The organism is Allobosea sp. 05L423 (assembly GCF_056397745.1).
The window spans coordinates 59,382-76,775 of the sequence record NZ_JBFTOA010000017.1; the positions used below are offsets into that span (position 1 = coordinate 59,382).

General features: G+C 64.6%; 13 protein-coding genes and 1 riboswitch. Of the genes, 7 read left to right on the forward strand and 6 right to left on the reverse strand.

The genetic code is table 11. From position 1 onward, the window contains the following. The first annotated feature begins 36 nt into the window (after positions 1-36). From AC1DNE_RS24795 to AC1DNE_RS24805, 3 genes are all read left to right on the forward strand, one after another. Positions 37-504 carry an Lrp/AsnC family transcriptional regulator gene (locus AC1DNE_RS24795; RefSeq protein WP_476766678.1) on the forward strand — a complete coding sequence of 156 codons (468 nt, stop codon included), beginning with the start codon at positions 37-39 and terminating at the stop codon, positions 502-504. A gap of 717 nt (positions 505-1,221) precedes the next feature. Next, entirely contained in the window at positions 1,222-2,247 is a 1,026-nt protein-coding gene (locus tag AC1DNE_RS24800) for an efflux RND transporter periplasmic adaptor subunit (protein WP_476841257.1), read from the forward strand. 3 nt (positions 2,248-2,250) lie between these two features. Continuing rightward, positions 2,251-5,388, forward strand: a complete 3,138-nt coding sequence (locus AC1DNE_RS24805; protein WP_476766680.1) for an efflux RND transporter permease subunit — start codon at positions 2,251-2,253, stop codon at positions 5,386-5,388. A gap of 77 nt (positions 5,389-5,465) precedes the next feature. Here the strand turns inward: AC1DNE_RS24805 and AC1DNE_RS24810 are convergent, their stop codons facing one another. Then, positions 5,466-6,827, reverse strand: a complete 1,362-nt coding sequence (locus AC1DNE_RS24810; RefSeq protein WP_441473308.1) for a hemolysin family protein — start codon at positions 6,825-6,827, stop codon at positions 5,466-5,468. 218 nt (positions 6,828-7,045) lie between these two features. On the opposite strand from AC1DNE_RS24810, the gene AC1DNE_RS24815 reads away from it, so the two are divergent. The 3 genes from AC1DNE_RS24815 to AC1DNE_RS24825 all read left to right on the forward strand — a co-directional run bounded on the left by AC1DNE_RS24815 (position 7,046) and on the right by AC1DNE_RS24825 (position 8,810). Next, positions 7,046-7,327 carry a hypothetical protein gene (locus tag AC1DNE_RS24815; RefSeq protein WP_441473254.1) on the forward strand — a complete coding sequence of 94 codons (282 nt, stop codon included), beginning with the start codon at positions 7,046-7,048 and terminating at the stop codon, positions 7,325-7,327. A gap of 363 nt (positions 7,328-7,690) precedes the next feature. Then, entirely contained in the window at positions 7,691-8,110 is a 420-nt protein-coding gene (locus AC1DNE_RS24820; protein ID WP_441473253.1) for a VanZ family protein, read from the forward strand. Beyond that, positions 8,073-8,810 carry a histidine phosphatase family protein gene (locus tag AC1DNE_RS24825; RefSeq protein ID WP_441473252.1) on the forward strand — a complete coding sequence of 246 codons (738 nt, stop codon included), beginning with the start codon at positions 8,073-8,075 and terminating at the stop codon, positions 8,808-8,810. Before AC1DNE_RS24820 ends, AC1DNE_RS24825 begins: the two co-directional genes overlap by 38 nt. 170 nt (positions 8,811-8,980) lie before the next feature. On the opposite strand, the gene AC1DNE_RS24830 is transcribed toward AC1DNE_RS24825, so the two are convergent. Beyond that, on the reverse strand, positions 8,981-9,916 hold the full coding sequence (locus tag AC1DNE_RS24830) for a carbon-nitrogen hydrolase family protein (protein ID WP_476841262.1): 936 nt from the start codon (positions 9,914-9,916) through the stop codon (positions 8,981-8,983). 109 nt (positions 9,917-10,025) lie between these two features. On the opposite strand from AC1DNE_RS24830, the gene AC1DNE_RS24835 reads away from it, so the two are divergent. Then, entirely contained in the window at positions 10,026-10,916 is an 891-nt protein-coding gene (locus tag AC1DNE_RS24835) for a LysR family transcriptional regulator (protein WP_476766682.1), read from the forward strand. An 86-nt stretch (positions 10,917-11,002) separates the two neighbouring features. On the opposite strand, the gene AC1DNE_RS24840 is transcribed toward AC1DNE_RS24835, so the two are convergent. From AC1DNE_RS24840 to AC1DNE_RS24855, 4 genes are all read right to left on the reverse strand, one after another. Next, entirely contained in the window at positions 11,003-12,733 is a 1,731-nt protein-coding gene (locus tag AC1DNE_RS24840) for an ABC transporter ATP-binding protein/permease (RefSeq protein WP_476766683.1), read from the reverse strand. Further along, positions 12,730-13,626 (reverse strand): ChaN family lipoprotein, encoded by an 897-nt coding sequence (locus tag AC1DNE_RS24845; protein ID WP_476766684.1) that lies wholly within the window; start codon positions 13,624-13,626, stop codon positions 12,730-12,732. The genes AC1DNE_RS24840 and AC1DNE_RS24845 overlap by 4 nt, the downstream gene beginning before the upstream one ends. After that, on the reverse strand, positions 13,610-14,362 hold the full coding sequence (locus AC1DNE_RS24850; protein ID WP_476766685.1) for a ChuX/HutX family heme-like substrate-binding protein: 753 nt from the start codon (positions 14,360-14,362) through the stop codon (positions 13,610-13,612). Before AC1DNE_RS24850 ends, AC1DNE_RS24845 begins: the two co-directional genes overlap by 17 nt. 87 nt (positions 14,363-14,449) lie before the next feature. Further along, the gene (locus AC1DNE_RS24855) at positions 14,450-16,696 is read right to left on the reverse strand and encodes a TonB-dependent hemoglobin/transferrin/lactoferrin family receptor (protein ID WP_476766686.1); all 2,247 of its coding nucleotides are present in this window, start codon (positions 16,694-16,696) and stop codon (positions 14,450-14,452) included. 445 nt (positions 16,697-17,141) lie between these two features. Next, a riboswitch (cobalamin riboswitch) is annotated at positions 17,142-17,340 on the forward strand. Positions 17,341-17,394: the final 54 nt, after the last annotated feature.

A 17,394-nucleotide genomic window follows, 5' to 3' on the forward strand; every position in this document is an offset into this window, starting at 1 on the left:
TCGGCTTAGATCGACAGAGCGGCGCAGGGATTCGGCATGCTTGAACTCGACAGCCTGGATCGCAGACTTCTCGAGGCGGTACAGCAGAACAATCGATTGACGACGGCCGAGCTCGGCGAGCGCGTCGGCCTCTCGGCAACGGCTTGCCAGCGTCGCCTCAAGCACCTGCGCGATGCCGGCGTGATCGAGGCGGACGTAGCAATCGTTTCGCCGCGCGCCGTCGGGAGGCCGCTCTCGATGCTGGTGCTGGTGACGCTGGAGCGCGAGCGGGCCGACATCGTCGACCGCTTCAAGGCCTCGATCCGGGCGACGAAGGAAGTGATGATCGGCTTCTACGTCACCGGTGACGCCGATTTCGTGCTCCATGTCACAGCGAAGGACATGGAGGATTACGAGCGCTTCACCCGCCGGTTCTTCTACGAAAACCCCGACATCAAGGGCTTCAAGACCATGGTGGTGATGGACCGGGTCAAGGCGAGCTTCGCCCTCCCGATCGATCCGTGACCGGAAGGGCAGCGGCGTGGGCGGACATTTGAGACTCGACCGGATCGACCTCAACATCCTCGCGCAATTGCAGCTGGATGGGGCGCAGACCAATCGGGGCGCAACTTTGCGAGCCGTTTGACATGGATGCCCCCGCCAGAGGATCTGCATTGCTGGTGCTGCAGGGGTTTTGCACTGGCGATCCGATGCTTGCCCGACGCGCACCGCGGCCGCCGCCCGCGTCACAAGATCGAGAGCGAATTCGGCCGGACCAAAGGCCGGCGGCGAATTGCGCGGCGTTGCAGGCGCTGCATTCGCGCCGCTTTTACAGCATTTTCTGACGCTCCGGGTGCTGCTTTACGGCTCCGCCGGCCAAATCTCTGTCGCGAGCCGCGGTGGATCGGCTCGCAGATTGACGATGTCGTCTCGGAAACCCACCGGCGGCCGCCGCGTTGTTCCCGCACAGTCGTGAGGGGCATCGCTGCGGCGCCACGGGGTGACGCTTTCGTCTTTCGGCGGATGCGAGCATGGTCGAGAATGGGAAGAATGGACGCAAGCACCGCGGCCGCGGGTGGCTGCTTGTCGCCCTCCCGGTTATTGCGATCCTCGGCTATCTGGGCTGGCGCGAATGGGGAGGCCATACCTCCACCGGCAGCACCGCGACCGGGCCGGCCGCGCCACCGCGAATTCCCGTCGCCTATTCCAATGTCCGCGAAGCTGACTATCCCGTCTATATCCATGGCATTGGGCACGGTTTCAGCCTTCAAGACCGTGACGGTCAAAAGCCGCGTCGACGGGGCGATCACCAAGGTACTGTTCAGGCAAGGCCAGATCGTTCGCCAGGGTGACCCGCTGGTCGAAATCGACCGGCGCCCCTATCAGGCTTCTTTCGATCAGGTCGTCGCCAAGAAGGCCCAGGATCAAGCCAATCTGAAGAACAACCAGCTCATTCTCGAGCGCTACCAGTCACTCGCCGCAAAAGACTTCCAGTCGCGCGAGAATCTCGACACGCAGCAAGCGCTGGTCGAACAGCTCAAGGCACAAATCCAAGGCGATCAGGCTGCGATCGATAGCGCCAAGGTCAATCTGGACTATGCGACCATCAGCTCCCCGATCACCGGTCGGGTCGGGTTTCGGCTGATCGATCCCGGCAACATCGTCCATGCGGCCGACTCGACCGGCATCGTCACCATCGCCCAGCTGCAGCCGATCGCGGTCGAATTCACCGCCCCGCAAGATCGTCTCCAGGCGATCGCCAAGGCTTTCGACGGCGGCCAAGTCCCGGTCGACGCGATTTCCTCGGACGGCCGGCGGACGCTGGCGCACGGCCAGCTCGTCGCCATCAACAACGCCGTCGATCTCGCCAGCGGCACGATCGGCCTGAAGGCACGCTTCGACAACAACGACAATGCGCTTTGGCCGGGGCTTTCGGTGAACACGCGGATGCGGATCGATACGCTCAAGCAGGTCATCCTCATTCCCGCGAATGGGGTGATGCACGGCCCCGATGGTCTGTTCACCTATGTTATCGGCGATGACAGCAAGGTGAGCGCCCGGCCGATCCAAGTCGGTGCCAGCGACGATGACCGTGCGGTGGTCCTGTCCGGGCTTGGCGTCGGGCAGAAGGTCGTGGTCGCCGGCCAGTCCCGCCTGCAGGACGGCACTCTGGTCGATGCCAGGCCGATGCTCCCCGATTCCGAAGCGCCAATGGCCTCGAATGCCTCCGCAGAAATAGCCCCGGCCTCGGCGAAGAGGGCGGACTGAGCTATGGCCAGCAAAATCTCCACTCCCTTCATCCGTTTCCCGGTCGCCACTTCGCTGCTGATGGCCGGTCTCCTCCTCGTCGGTGTCGTCGCCTATCCGCAACTGCCGGTCGCACCATTGCCGGAGGTGGATTTCCCGACGATCCAGGTCTCGGCCAACCTGCCGGGCGCCGATCCCGCCACCATGGCAGCAACCGTCGCGCAACCGCTTGAATCCCAATTCTCACTGATTCCGGGCGTCGCGGAAATGACCTCGTCGAGCCAGGCCAACTCGACCCAGATCACTCTCCAGTTCGATCTCTCGCGCAATATCGACGGCGCTGGCGCGGATGTGCTCGCCGCCATCAATGCGGCCGCCGGCCAACTGCCTAAAAACCTGCCGAGCCCGCCGACCTATCGCAAGGTCAATCCGGCCGACTCGCCGATCCTGCTGCTCAGCGCCACATCCGACAACTTGCCGCTCACTCAGGTCTCCGACGAGGCTCTCACCAAGCTCGCCCAGGCCATCAGCCAGATCGGCGGCGTCGGCCAGGTCAATGTCGGCGGCCAGCAGACACCTTCGATCCGCGTCCAGGTCGAACCGGCGAAGCTGGCCGCGCGCGGACTATCCCTGGAAGATATACGCACGCCGCTTTCCGTCACCACCGTCAACAGCCCGAAAGGCACCATCAACGGCAGCGCACGCGCCTACACGATCTACGCCAATGACCAGCTTACCGACGCCAGGAGCTGGAACGACGTGATCATCGCCTATCGCGACGGCAATCCCGTGCGCGTGCGCGACATCGGCCAGGCCGTCAGTGCGCCGCTCGACGATACGCAAGCCGGCTGGGCCGACGGCAAGCCCGGCGTGTTCCTGGTGATCTTCAAGCAGCCCGGGGCCAATGTCATCGCCACCGTCGACAAGGTCATGGAGGCTCTGCCGCACCTGACCGCGGGCATCTCGCCCGGCATCAAGATCGGCGTGCTGTCCGACCGGACGCAGACGATCCGCGCGGCGGTCAAGGACGTCCAATTTACGCTGCTGGTGACGATCGCACTGGTCGTTCTGGTGATCTTCGTCTTCTTGCGCAGCCTCTGGGCCACCATCATCCCGTCGTTGACCGTGCCGCTCGCGCTGCTCGGCGCCTGCGCCCTGATGTGGTTCGCCGGCTACAGCCTCGACAATCTCTCGCTGATGGCGCTGACCATCGCTGTCGGCTTCGTCGTCGACGACGCCATCGTCATGCTGGAGAACATCACGCGCCATATCGAGGACGGCGAGGAGCCGATGGCCGCCGCCATCAAGGGCGCGAGCGAGATCGGGTTCACCATCCTGTCGATCTCGATCTCCCTGGTGGCCGTGCTGATCCCGCTGCTGCTGATGGGCGGGATCATCGGCCGGCTGTTCCGCGAATTCTCCGTCACGCTGGCAATGGCCATCCTCGCTTCCGCGGTGATCTCGCTGACCCTGACGCCGATGATGGCTTCGCGCTTCATGAAGCCGCTCCGCGAAGTGCATCACGGCCGGATCTATCAGGCCAGCGATAAGCTGTTCCGGGCGCTCGCTGGCGCCTACGAGCGCAGCCTCGATGTGGCGTTGCGCTTCCGCTTCGCCACGCTGATGGTGTTTTTCGCGACGCTCGCGCTGACCGTCTACCTATTCGTCATCATCCCGAAGGGTTTCTTTCCGCAGCAGGATACAGGCCTGATCACCGGTGTGATCGAGACCGCACAGGACACCTCCATCGGGGCCATGGCCCGGCATATGGAGGATGTCGGCGCGATCGTCCTCAAGGACCCGGCTGTCGATCATATGGCGATGCGCATGGGCGGGACCGGCGGCACCCTCAATGACGGCCTCATGTACATCACGCTGAAGCCGCGGGAGGAACGCACGGCCTCGGCCGACGAGGTGATCCGCCGGCTGCGCGCGCAAACCGGCCGGCTCGAAGGTGCCAGCCTCTACCTTCAGGCGGCGCAGGATGTGCGCGTCGGCGGCCGGCCCTCGCGCACGCAGTTCCAGTTCACCCTTCAGGGCACCGACGTCGCCCAGCTCGACGAATGGGCTCCCAAGCTGCTCGCCAGGATGAAGGCGATGCCGGAGCTGCGCGATGTCGCCTCCGACCAGCAGGCAGCCGGCTCCACTCTGACCCTGACGTTCGATCGCGACCAGGCCGCTCGCTATGGGCTCACGCCGGACGTCATCGACGCCACGCTCTACGACGCCTTCGGGCAGCGGCAGATCGCCAGCTACGCGACGCAGCTTTCGACCTACTATGTGGTTCTTGAGGTGCTGCCCTCGCTGCAGCAGAAGATCGCGACGCTCGATCAGATCTATCTGCGTTCCGCGACGACGGCCGGCAACGTACCGCTCGCGGCCATCGCCACATGGAGCACGGTCCCGGCACAGCCGCTGGCGATCAACCATCAGGGCCAGTTCCCGGCGGTGACCATCTCCTTCAACCTGGCGCCGGGCATCGCGCTTGGGCAGGCGACTGCCGCCATCGGCGGCCTGCAAAATGCGATGGATTTGCCCGCGACGATCACGACGTCGTTCCAGGGTACGGCGCAGGCCTTCCAGGACTCGCTCGCCTCGGTGCCGATGCTGATCGCTGCGGCGCTGGTCGTGGTCTATCTGATCCTCGGCATCCTCTACGAGAGCTACATTCACCCGCTCACCATCCTCTCCACCTTGCCTTCGGCCGGTGTCGGCGCGCTTGCGACCTTGCTGCTCTTTGGCTTCGATTTCAGCCTGATCGCACTGATCGGCCTCATCCTGCTGATCGGCATCGTGAAGAAGAACGGCATCATGATGGTCGACTTCGCGATCGCCGCCGAGCGCGAGCAGGGCTTGTCCTCGCTGGAGGCGATCCGCCGCGCCTGCCTGCTGCGCTTCCGCCCGATCCTCATGACCACCATGGCCGCCCTCCTCGGTGGCGTGCCACTGATGCTCGGTCACGGCACGGGCTCGGAGATCCGCCAGCCTCTCGGCTACGCCATGGTCGGTGGCCTCTTCGTCAGCCAGTTGCTGACCCTGTTCACGACGCCGGTGATCTATCTCTATCTGGACGCTTTCTCGAACTGGCTCGTCCCGACGCGCAGCGCGAAAGCTGCCGGGATCGAAGAAGGGCATCGGGCAGTCGCCAATACCGATGCCTGACGGCGGCCGAGCGCAGCCAGCCTGGACGCGTTCGACCAATCGCAACGGCAAATTTGCTTCGCGACGACGAGCGCAGGCTATTTTGCTGTACCTCCCGGCCCCGCATCAGGTCCGGCCGCTGTCATGGCGTGGCTTGCGAGCAGCTTGTCGATCCGGCGCCCATCCATATCGACGATCTCGAAACGCCAGCCTTCATAGGTGAAGGAATCTCCGACCTCCGGGAGGCGTTCGAGCTGGGTCAGCGCAAACCCGGCTATGGTGTGAAAATCGCCGTCGACGGCGTCCAGGCGAAGGCCGAGTCGTTCGAAGGCTTGATGGGCAGGCATCATCCCGTCGATCAGCAGCGAGCCATCCTCCCGTTCGATGAGATCGGGCTCCTCGGTATCGGAATGGGGGAGATTCCCTGCCAAGGCCTCCAGAAGGTCGGTCTGCGTAACGATGCCTTCAAGGCCGCCGAACTCGTCGATGACGAGCGCAAGGCGAACGGGTGCCCGCTTGAATTCCTCCAATGCCCGGAAGATGCGTATTCCCTCGTGCAGAACGAGCGGAGAGCGGATGACGGCCGTCGGGTCGATGGACGAGCCGTCGAGCACCTGGTCGAGAAGATCCTTTTTGAGGACCATCCCCAACGGCTCATCGATCCCGCCGCGACCAACCAGCAACTGTTCGTGACGGCACTCACGAAGGATCCTCAGGGTCTCCTCGGGATCGTCATCGAGGTCGATCCAGTCGACATCGCGCCGGGGCGTCATGATGTCAGAGATACGGCGGTCGCCGATGCTCAGGACACGGGCGACGACCTCCTGCTGCTCCAATTCGAGGATGCCCGCTTCCTGGCTGGCTCGAATCAGCAGCTTGAGCTCTTCGGGAGAATGCAGCGCACCCTCCCCGCCTCCCGGTCGAAGGCCGCATAACCGCAGCACCAGATTGCCGAGACCGTTCAGGACCATGATCGCGGGCTTGAGCAGGAACAGGAAGAGGCCGAGCGGCCTCACCACCCAGAGGGCCGTGCCTTCGCTGCGCTGGAGCGCAAGGCTTTTCGGCGCCAGCTCTCCCAGAACGATGTGCAGCGCCGTGATGATGATGAAGGAGATCACGATGGCGATCGCATGCGAACTCGTCGTCGCGAGAGCGCCCGGCAGTCCCTGAAGCACGGGCTCGATCAGGTGAGCCAGGGCTGGCTCGCCGACCCAACCAAGTGCGAGCGAGGAGATGGTGATCCCCAGTTGCGTCGCGGCCAGATTGGCATCGAGGCCGTCTACCGCCCTCTTTAGCGCGATCGCATTCACGCGTCCGGCCGCCACGAGCTCCGTGACACGGCTGCGCCGAACCGAAACGAGGGAAAATTCAGCCGCGACGAAAAAGCCGTTCGCGGCGACGAGAAACAGAACAGCCAATATGCCGAGGATATCGAACATACTGCCACCGGGGCTGGACATGAACTCCCTTCTTGCGGACGGAGCCGCACCATTGCTGATTGGATTCTGCACCCTATAGCACGAGCGGACCGCATCCGCCCTGCGGAGGGTCGCCGGCGAGCCAATCGGGATAGCGTTCGGAGAACTGACCGAAAGCAGCGCCGGCCGCATGGCAAGCCAGACAATTCGTCTCCCTGCCGCTATTCTAGGTTTCGGAACAGGATCGGCCGAGGTGACCTATGTTCGAAGCCGTCAAAGAGAAAATTGAAGCGGAAATCGTCTCGCTGGTGAGCCAGAACGAGCATCTCCTGAAAGACTTCGCGGGACAGAAGGCGTCCGATCTCGTCAACGACGATGCCGCCATGCGCGATCTCGCCCTAAGGCTCTACGGCCTGCTGCCGGCCATGCTGAAGTCTATCGTCGGGCAGGATATCTTCATCGCCTTCGTGCTCGATAATCGCCAGCGGCTCATCGAGGCCATCACAGCGGCAACGCAGGAGCCCGGCGGCAAAGGCGCCTGATCTCCTCGATGGAGCGACCTGGACTCGGGCCGATGAGGTCGTGGTGCCGGTTGCCCAAGCCTCTGTGAGCCGGCGTTCCGCCCCGCACCGCGCAGCCAGCATTTCGCATGCCGACCACCTGCCGAATCTCTTGAACAGCAAATTTGCGCCTTGGTCCAACAATGGACCCATTTTCCTTCAGAATTTCATTTGTCAGAACTTGGCCTGGCGGCAGCAGGGGCAGGTCGATCGTGCGGGAAACGACGAAGTTGATGCTCCCAACCGGTAAAGCTGAGCGAGGAGCGCAAAGCCCCCTGCCCCCTGCCAGTGCAAGGAAGTACATTTTCCGTCCGAGGACAGTGGAATTGAGCCTCGGCGAAGCGTTTGCGTTCCCTGTCCCGCATTCTGGCTGACTTTCGGGCTTCCGCCTTGCCGCCCTTCCTCGAAAGATTCCGTCAGGCAGCGCTCATCCTGGGCTGGATTGCTCTCGCAGCGATCGTCTTCGCCACGCTGTCCCCGATCGAGCTGCGCCCGCACATCCCCGGACTTCAGCCCGATAGCGAACGCCTTCTGGCGTATTTCGCGGCAAGCGCATTATTGATTTTTGCTTATCCGCGAAAGCGCTTGGTCGTTTTGAGCGCCATCGTTCTCATCGCGTTCGGGCTCGAATGGCTTCAAACACTCGAGGCAACCCGCCATGGCCGACCGCATGATGCCATCGTCAAGGCGATTGGCGCGGTGACCGGAGCCTGCTTGGCGATGCTGTGTGAGCGCGCATTGCGCTGCTTTGGGTTGCCGCGGTGAACTCCTCGTCGAATGGATACAATCTCGATCGGCCCGATGGGCATCACAGGAGACTTTTATCGCGATGCAACGCAGCAGAGGACATGGCCCGAGATCGGCAACCATCCTGGCGGTGCTCGCGTTTGGCGGAGCAGGCGGCGGCTACGCCTGCGCGGCGCCTGTGACGCAAACGATCGTGTTGATCCGGCACGGCGAAAAGCCGAAGGGCGGATTGGGCCGGCTCGACTGCCGCGGATTGAGCCGCGCGAACGCCCTGCCGCCGGTCCTTGCAAAGCAATTCGGCCGCTTCGACGCGATCTTCGCTCCCGATCCCGAGCGGCAGAAGAAGGACGAGGGAATCAAATATCGATATCTGCGCCCCCTGGAGACTGTCGCGCCTCTCTCCAAGGCGACCGGGGTGCCGGTCGAGACGCAGTTCGGCTACAAGGAGATCGACAAGCTCGAAAAGGCGCTGCAATCCCCTGACTATAGAAGCGCGACTTTGCTGATCGCGTGGGAACACAAGCAGTTGGTCAAGCTGGCTCGCAACCTCCTTGACCACCACGGCGGCGATCCTCGCCAGGTCGAAAAATGGCCGGGCAACGATTTCGACAGCATCTATGTCGTCCGGATCGTCCGGGATGGCTCCGCGACACAGGCGCTTTTCAAGCACGGCATTCAGGGCCTGGACGGCGCGAGCGAAGCCTGCACTGGGGGCTAGACACCGCCTGACGAGCGACATTGGCTGCCAAGAGCATGCGCGTGAAATCGAGCATTTCCATCAGGCAACCCTCGGCTCTTTCGTCCTTCAAAGCCCTCAGTTCTCGTGCTCCCGAACTTCGCCGCTCCAACAGTTTTAGGTGCATGGCGATGGATTGCGGGGGGATAATGTCACGCGTCCTCGAACGAAACGAGACTCTGGCGCCGCCGATCGACGACCAGGCGCGTCACATCCGGTCGAGCATAATGCCCCGCCTGATCGAAGTTCTGGCGTTCCCGGCGCACCAGGCGGTGGTCGAGCTGCGCCACCAGCAGTTCCTCGCGCCCCGTCACGGGCTCCACCACCCAATCGCCGTCGGGGCCGGCAATGCAGGATCCACCGTCGGCCAGCCAGTCGGGGCAGCCCCGCTCCAGCATCGCGGCCGCCGGACTGTCCGAGGTCACATCCGCTCGCCGCATCAGTCCCGATACGGCCAGCACATAGCTGCGCCCCTCCCGGGCCAGGAAGCGAGTCGTATCCTGTGTGTTGCGGCGACTGCCGGGCCAAAGCGCCACATGCAGGTCCTCGCCCTGCGCATAGAGCGCCGCCCGGGACAGCGGCATCCAGTTCTCGTAGCAGTTCAGCCCTCCGACCGTGAAAGGGCCCACGGGGTGAACGCATAGACCGTGCCCATCACCGGGCGCCCAGCTCAGCCGCTCCTCATAGGTCGGCATCAGCTTGCGATGGACCGAGGCGACCTTGCCGTCGGCGCCGATGTGAACACGCGAGCAATAGACGCTGTGCCCACCTCTGTCGGCCGGACGCTCGATCGCGCCCAGCATGACGGCGATGCCGAGCCGGGCCGCCGCCGCCCGCACCCCGTCGAGATGTCCCGCTTCGAGCTGCACCGCCTGATCGAGATAGTGCGCGTGGATTTCCTTCTGCAGGGAGGATTCGAAGCGCGCGCCGTCCGTATGCTCGATCCAGAAGGGATAGCCCGGCACCAGGGCTTCTCCGAAGACAACGAAGCCGCAGCCCGCCAGGGCCGCCCGCTCGACCCATTGCTCGATCTTTGCCAAAGTCGCATCGCGGTCCAGCCATATCGGGGCGATCTGCGCCAACCCCACCGTCAACCCGTCTCTGTTCGTCATGATGACCGTCCGCAGCGTTTCGGTTGCGTCAACTACCGAACCGGATCAACATCAGTCCAATTAATCGTTCTGAAACTCACCTATCATGTTAGCTAATATCACTCTGACGCAGCTCCGGTGCTTTCGCGCCGTTGCCGAGCGGGGCGGCTTCACGGCCGCAGCGAGCCAGCTCTGCCTGTCTCAGTCAGCCGTCAGTCAGGCCGTCGCGGCGCTGGAAAAGAGCCTGGGCGTCCCGCTCCTCGTACGGGGAGGCCGCGATGGCGCAACGCCGACCGCTGCGGGGGTCGAGGCTTTGGCCGAAGCGAGAACCGCACTGGCCGCTCTTGAACGCCTCGCGACCGGCGCGGCGGCTGCCGCTGGTTCTCGAAGCCTGACCGGCATCCTGCGCGTCGGCGTCGTGCAGAGCGCCGCCGTACAACTGCTGCCGGACTGGATGCGGCGCCTGCGCAGCGAGCACCCGGGCATCACCGTGATGCTCCATGAAGGCACGGATCCGGAGGTGACGAGCTGGGTCCTGTCCGACGTGGCCGAGATCGGAGTGACCAGCCGGACCCATGCGAGCCTCTCGTCCCGCGCGGTTGTCCAGGACGACTATGTCGTCGTCGTTCCGGACGGCCACGCCTTCGCCAATCGTCGCGAGGTTGCGCTGAAGGAGCTCGACGGGCAACGCATGCTGCTGTCGGGTGGTGGCTGCGAGACGCTGATCCAGGAGCTCCTGGCCTTGGCCGGAAGCAACCCCGAGATCGTCTGTCTCGTACGCGACAACGCGACCCTGGCGAGCATGGTGCGCGGAGGTCTGGGGCTGACGATCATGCCCGAGCTCGCCCTGCCGGCGGACCGCCATGGCATACAGGTTCTCGGCCTGCGGCCGAATGTCCGCCGCACGCTGCATCTGCTGACCAAGCCGCGCGATGCGCTCGGTCCCGTCGCGCTCGCTTTCGCCGATATGGTGGAGCGGACGGAGCGCGCCAGTTGATTGCGCCCTGCGTCCGGACGGTCTCGCGCATTCGGTAGCTTTTTGACCGGGCCGATCGGACCAGCTCGCGCGTCCCAGCAGTAGCCTCAGGCCGGTAGCGGCGCGAGACGGGACATCGGATTGCCGTCCGAAGCAAGGCCGGGCAGCGAGATTCGTTCGATATCGCCGAGGCCCGCCGGCTCACGATGGGCGATCGCGATCACGGTCACGCCCGGCAGCGCCGCGCGGACGGCCACCAGCACCTGCTTCTCGCCGGCCATATCAAGCGCGCTCGTGGCCTCGTCCAGCACCAGCCAGTCTGGCCGCTGCAGCAAGGCGCGCGCCAGAGCGAAGCGCTGCCGTTCGCCGCCGGAGAGCCCGCGCCTGGCATCGGTCCAACCCTGATCGTCAATGGACCACAGCCCTTCGAGCCCGACGGATCCGAGCGCTTGCCGCAGTGCTTCGTCGCCGATCGCGCCAGGCTGCTGCGGATAGGACAGAGCTGTGCGCAGGTCGCCGAGCGGGAGATAGGGTTGCTGCGGCAGCACGAGGATTCGCCCCTCGGGCCGCTCGATCCGCCCCTCGCCGTGACGCCACAGCCCGGCCATCGCCTTCGCCAGGGTGCTCTTGCCGTGGCCGGAGGGAGCCGAGAGCCAGTAATTGCGCCCCGCTTCCAGTGTCAGCTCCGGCCACGGCGTCAACCGGCGCCCGGCTGGCGTCTCGAGCGCGATGTCCCGAAGCCTCAACCTCGCATCCGCCGTGGTGTGCAGGCTCGGGCGCAGCGCCGGCGCGGCTTCCGCCTCCGCGACCCTGATGAAATGCGACAGGCGGCTGGCTGCCGCGGCGAGCTCGGTGAGGTCGCGATAGGAGAATACGAACCAGGAGAGCGTTGTCACGACGTTCTGGAAGGCCGAGCCGATCTGCATCAGCCCGCCGAAAGTGACACGGCCGGCCAGGTAAGCCGGCAGCGCCAGAAACAGGGGAATGCGCAGCACGGTCTGGAAATAGGGTCGGGTGAACAGGCCCAGGATCAGGTCGCGATTGGCGAGGCTGCGCCAGTTCTGGACGATCGCGGCGAAGCGCTCGCGCATCAGGCGTCGCTCTGCCGGCTCGCCATCGGCCAGCGCCACCGCCTCGACATGCTCGCGCAGCCTGACCAGCGCGAAGCGGAAATCCGCCTCGCGGCGCTGCTGCTCGACGGAAAGCGCCTTGAGCGGCCGGCCAAGGAGATGGGTGATCCCGCTGGCGATCGCGACATAGAGCGGCGCTGCCCAGACCATGTAGCGGGGGATCTCGACGGAGAAGCCGAGAGCGCTGAACGCAAGCGGGAAGGTCGAAAGCGACCACAAGATCCCGAGATAGGTGATGAGCGCGACGATATTGGTGGCGAGTTCGAGCCCTTCGCTGGTCAGCTTGTCAACGAAGATGCGGCAATCTTCGGCGATGCGCTGGTCGGGATTGTCGAGCCCGTGGTCGGTGCGCTCCCGCAAATGCCAGAAGGCCTTGCCGGTAAGCCAGCGGTCAAGCGCAGCCTCGGTCAGGGTGCGCCGCCAGCGGATCTGCAGCATCTTGCGCAGATAGGTGCTACTGAGATGCAGCGCGACGCTGATCGCGATGAGCCCGAAGAAGAGTCCCACTTGCCGCAAGGCGCCATCGACATCGAGCTTCTGCAAGGCGTTGTAGAAATCCGCCGTCCATGAGATGAGCCGCACGCCGACCTGCACGCCGGCCAACCCCAGCCCGAAGATCAGCCCGAAATAGAGCGCGCCGACCCTGCCGCCGGGGCCGGCGATGCACAGACGCGTCAGCCAGGCGATCTGGGAAAGGACGGCCCTCATGATGCGGCTCGCGGCAGGGCGCGCCGCGGTTGCGGCGGCTCCGGCATGTCGAGGCGGAACACGGCGTCGGCGATGCCCCGCAGGGCCGCGGCATCGTGCTCGGCCTCGCTCGTCGGCAGCAGCACCGCGACATCCTCGATGCCGAGATCGCGGAGCTGATGCGGCGTACCATGCCCGTGCTCGAGATGGCCCCGGCCGATGATGCCGATGACCAGCGGATCATCCGTCGCCTCGGCCAGATGATCGGCGATGCGGCAGGCGAAGGCGCGGTCCCAACATTGCTGCGCCCGGACGAAACGGTCGAAGCGTTCCGGCGCCATCGCTTCCGGCCGATCGGGCCCGGCGAAGCGGCCGGTGATTGCGGCGAGGTAGTCGCGATAAGCCTCGGTCGCAGGCGCCGCAGGGGTGACGCCGTCGCGCTCCTCGACGGGGATGGCCTCCCAGCCCAGCTGACCGACGCGCGTCACCAGCGGCCGGTGGCAGTTCAGGGCCAGCATCTTCACGCGCTGCTGCCGGCAGAAATGGAAGAGTGGCAGGTAGAGCTCCGGATCGAAACCCCAGACCTGTGTCCATTCGCTGCGCTCGATGAAGGTCGCGGTGTCCATCGCGCCATCGACCCAGGCGTCGAGGATCGGCTGGATGCGCAGCGGAAACATCTCGAAGCCAACGGCGAGCGCCGGCCGCAGCATGTGCAGGAACGCTGTGACATGCAGCTGCCAGCGATGGATCTCGGCGACGTCATGCGTCTCGCCGAGCAGGACGACGCGCTTGCGCGCCATCGCCTGCATCAGTTCGCCCTGCGGCAGCAGCTCTCCCGTTTCCGGACAGAGCCAGCTCGCGCGCGGATGGGCATGGCGCCCGCCCCTGCCCTCCCATTCAGCTGCGAGCGGCATGGCTTTCCGGGACCTTGGCGAAGGCTGCGGCGGGCCCCCTCAGGACGAGACCGAAAGGCTTGCCTTCGCTGTCGAGGGCCTGGAGCGTGACGGTTCCGCCGCTTTCGCTGCGCTGCCAGCTCGCGACGGCACCGGCCCTGAGATGGAGGTGAAAGTCGGGCTGCATGATGTTGACGAAGCCCATCGCCGGCTTCGGCTCGGGCAGCACGGCTTCCCAGTGTTGGAACAGGCCGGGCCGCTCGATGTCGATGGCGATGGTCTCGCCGCTGTCGAGGATGGCCGCGAAGCTCCGGGCGCCGAGATCGTCCGCGGGTATGTCGGCCGCGCCGCCTGTGCCGGGCGCCTCGCGCATGGCCGGCTCCAGAGGCTCGCCGGCGCCGAAGGCTGCCAGCGCCTTGTCGAACGGCTCCAGCCCGTCGAGGCCGATCAGGCTGAACAGGGTCTCGCCATTGGCATCCTGACATTCTAGGCGCGGCAGCACTCGCTCGCGCATCTTGCTGGTCCGGTCGGCGACGATGCGCACGACCGCCGTCAGGTCGATGCGGCTGTCGTGGAACGCGCCCGAAAGCCTGGCTTCGTTCCCTTCGATCGCGACCGCCTCGACCTCGCCCATACGCTCATGCGTGGCGCCGCCGGAGCGGGTGCTCAGCATGACCCGCCCCATGGCGGGCAAGCTCTTCAGGATTTCGGACGGCGCGCGCGTGAGCCGTTCGCGTGGATTGGTCTCTTGGGTCATCGTGGTCTCCAAATGAGGCGACGCCCGGGTCTCGCCGGGAGCGCCGCCGATCCGCCGCGCTTCCGGGCGCGGCATCTCAATCGAGGGTCAGAACTCTGCAGACGCAGAGAGCTTGAATATGCGCCCCGGCGCGGTCTGCAGTTCGAGCGGGTTGGCGGCCGCGACGCTCAAGCTTGCGACCTTGTCGTAGTTCAGGACGTCGGCGAAGTAGCGCTTGTCGAAGATGTTCTGGACGCCGGCACGAAGGGTCAGGAAGCTGGTCGGCTTCCAGTTCAGATAGGCGTCAAACACCGAATAGCCGCCGGGCTTGAACGTGGTGGGTGCGTCGGCGCGCGTCGCGCCGGCCGCGAAGGTGCCGATCACCTCGGCTTCCAGTCCGTATTCCGGCATCAGGTACTTCAGGCCCGTCACCGCCTTCAGTGGGCTGACATTATAGGGGACTTCGAGCGCGCCCTGCTGCTTCCGCTGCTGGCCGTATTGATAGCTCAGCGCCAGATGGGTGACCCAGCGCTCCTGGAAGCGCCACTCGGCCGAGGCCTCGATGCCGGAGATTTTTACCCGCGCCAGGTTGCGCGAGGTGATGTCGGTCGTCCCGGGCACCTCGTAGAGCTCCTGGATGAAGTCCTTGTAGTCGGCATGGAAGACGCCGATCGAGAACCAGCCATCGGCGAAGCGTCCGCGCACGCCCGCCTCATAGGATGTGACCATCTCAGGCCGCAGATCCGGATTCGGGATCAGGTTCTGCGTGCCGAAGGGCAGCGAGGTGTAGAGCTGCTGCGCCGTCGGCATCTTGAAGCCCTGGGCGTAGCGGGCATAGAGCGAATAGGTCTCGTCGAGCTTGAAGATCGTGCCGACCTGCGGGATGAGCCGGTGCGAGTCGAGCTCGCGCGGCGCTTTTCCGGGCACGATGACATAGCCGGGGCCGACACGCGGATCGATGTTGTAGTTCGCGTAGCGGACGCCGGGCGTGATCGTCCAGCGGCCGTTCAGGAGTTCGATCTCGTCCTGGAGATAGATGTCGGCCCGCGTCGTCGTCGCATTGGCGAAGTTGAAGCCGCCGGCGATCGCGGTCGTCGTCACACCGCTGGTCAGGTTTCTAACATCGTCGCGCCGCTCATAGTCGGTGCGCGTGACGTCGCCCTGGAAGCCGTAGGTCAGGCGGTGGAAGCTCGACCCCAGCGCGAAGCTCGACTTCGCCTGGACGTCGAGCTGCGAGAATTGCTCGGTATAGTCGAGCAGGCCGCGCGTGAAGCGCTGCTGACCATTGGCGAGCGTCTGCAGGTTGTTGGTGATGAAGGTGCGGCTCTGGGGTGTGAAAGAGGCTTGCCAGCGCAGCGAGTCGAGGAAGCTTGCGCCGACATTCCACTCATGCTCGAGCGCCAGGCGCTTGCGCGACTTGATCTGATCGCGAATATTCGGTCCGTTGCGGATGCCCAGGCTCACGACGTTGTAGTTGTAGAGCTGGTTCACAGTGGATTCGCTGTCGAAGTAGTCGCCGGTCAGCTTGAAGGTGTGATCGGGCGTCGGCTTGAATACGATCTTGCCGAAAGCGTTCCAGACCTCGGTATCGAGCGGGTTGAGCAGATTGCAGCCGAGGAAGCGCAGGGTTGGCACCGGGCAGCCCCAGCGGCCGCCATCGGCGCGGGCATTGCCGAGCTTGGCTTCCTGCGCGTTGCGCTGGCTCACGCCGATGATCGCTTCGAGGGCGGGCGAGAAGCTGTAGGCGGCGATGCCGGTCTTGACGAAGGAGCGGTCCAGGCTGTCGTAGCTGGTGTCGAGCTTCACCGCCCAGGGCTTGTCAGTGCGGCCCTTCAGCAGGTCCTGCGGATCGAGCGTGCGATAGGCGACGATGCCGCCCAGCGCATCGGCTCCCCACAGCACCGAGCCCGGGCCGCGCACGATCTCGACGCTCTTGAGGAAAGGCAGGTCGACGAAGTCGCGGTTGCCGTCGGTGATGCGCTCGATCACGCGCGAACCGTCGACCTGCATCTGCACGCGGTTGCCGCCGACGCCGCGGATGGTGAAGCCGCCATAGTTGCCGAAGGGATCGGTCGCCGTGGTCTGGCGGTTGACGATGACGCCGGGCTCGTAGCGCACGAGGTCCTGGGTATCGCGGGTGATCCGCTGCTCCATGTCCTGCCGCGTGATGACGTTGACGGTCCCGGGCACGTCGAGAGCCTGCTTTTCGCTGCGGGTCGCCGTCACGGTGATCTGGTCGAGGGCAATCGGTTCGGCACCGCCCGGAGCAACCGGCGCCGACTGGGCATACGCGCCCGTCAATGCGGTGGAAGACAGGAAATATACAGCAATATATAGCTTAGAATTATTATTCATAATTTCGTCCCGAGTTGAATTCGGGACGAGTTATTTCTGAAAGAAGAGATTCGCAACCAACATTTGAACACAAATTGTCGATTATAAATACAATATATTCGGATCTAAATTGCAATCATCATAATATGATGGCGAAATTGGAATTATAACAATGATGCAGAACCATATTTATCTGAGTTAAACTCGCAATTCGCACGCAGTCACGTGAGCCTGCCCCATCTCTCGGCCGCAGGCCAATGTGTCCCGCTGAAACGCCCCAAAAGCGGGCCATCTGAGCGCCAGAAGCTGGCCAGAAAGCTCAGCGTTCGCCCGGCTGGACGGGCGGGCGAAGCTTGGCTTGGCGTCTCGCGGCCGCCGCCCCTGGAGCACACTCCGAGACCAAGCGTATCCAGCGGTCGCATGAGGCTGCGCGATCGGCGCGGTTTGACGCCGCCACTTTTTCGCCCTAATCCTCGCCGCGACGGTTCCCTCACGGGATCAAAAGGGAACGCGGTGCGGGCGGAGTTTTGCCCCATGCCGCGGCTGCCCCCGCAACTGTAAGCGGCGAGCCTTTCGCCACACGCCACTGGGGCCTCGGACCTGGGAAGGCGGCGCAAAGGCACCGACCCGCGAGCCAGGAGACCTGCCGTCAGCCGTGGTCACACGCGAACACGTTCGGACGGGGTGCGCCGATCGCTGATTTGACTGTTTGCCGCCTC

What these genes read in the sequence shown, in the direction of transcription:
- AC1DNE_RS24795 (WP_476766678.1), top strand. Translation starts at nt 37, where the DNA reads ATGCTTGAACTCGACAGCCTGGATCGCAGACTTCTCGAGGCGGTACAG.
- AC1DNE_RS24800 (WP_476841257.1), top strand. Translation starts at nt 1,222, where the DNA reads ATGGCATTGGGCACGGTTTCAGCCTTCAAGACCGTGACGGTCAAAAGC.
- AC1DNE_RS24805 (WP_476766680.1), top strand. Translation starts at nt 2,251, where the DNA reads ATGGCCAGCAAAATCTCCACTCCCTTCATCCGTTTCCCGGTCGCCACT.
- AC1DNE_RS24810 (WP_441473308.1), bottom strand. Translation starts at nt 6,827, where the DNA reads ATGTCCAGCCCCGGTGGCAGTATGTTCGATATCCTCGGCATATTGGCT.
- AC1DNE_RS24815 (WP_441473254.1), top strand. Translation starts at nt 7,046, where the DNA reads ATGTTCGAAGCCGTCAAAGAGAAAATTGAAGCGGAAATCGTCTCGCTG.
- AC1DNE_RS24835 (WP_476766682.1), top strand. Translation starts at nt 10,026, where the DNA reads ATGTTAGCTAATATCACTCTGACGCAGCTCCGGTGCTTTCGCGCCGTT.
- AC1DNE_RS24840 (WP_476766683.1), bottom strand. Translation starts at nt 12,733, where the DNA reads ATGAGGGCCGTCCTTTCCCAGATCGCCTGGCTGACGCGTCTGTGCATC.
- AC1DNE_RS24845 (WP_476766684.1), bottom strand. Translation starts at nt 13,626, where the DNA reads ATGCCGCTCGCAGCTGAATGGGAGGGCAGGGGCGGGCGCCATGCCCAT.
- AC1DNE_RS24850 (WP_476766685.1), bottom strand. Translation starts at nt 14,362, where the DNA reads ATGACCCAAGAGACCAATCCACGCGAACGGCTCACGCGCGCGCCGTCC.
- AC1DNE_RS24855 (WP_476766686.1), bottom strand. Translation starts at nt 16,696, where the DNA reads ATGAATAATAATTCTAAGCTATATATTGCTGTATATTTCCTGTCTTCC.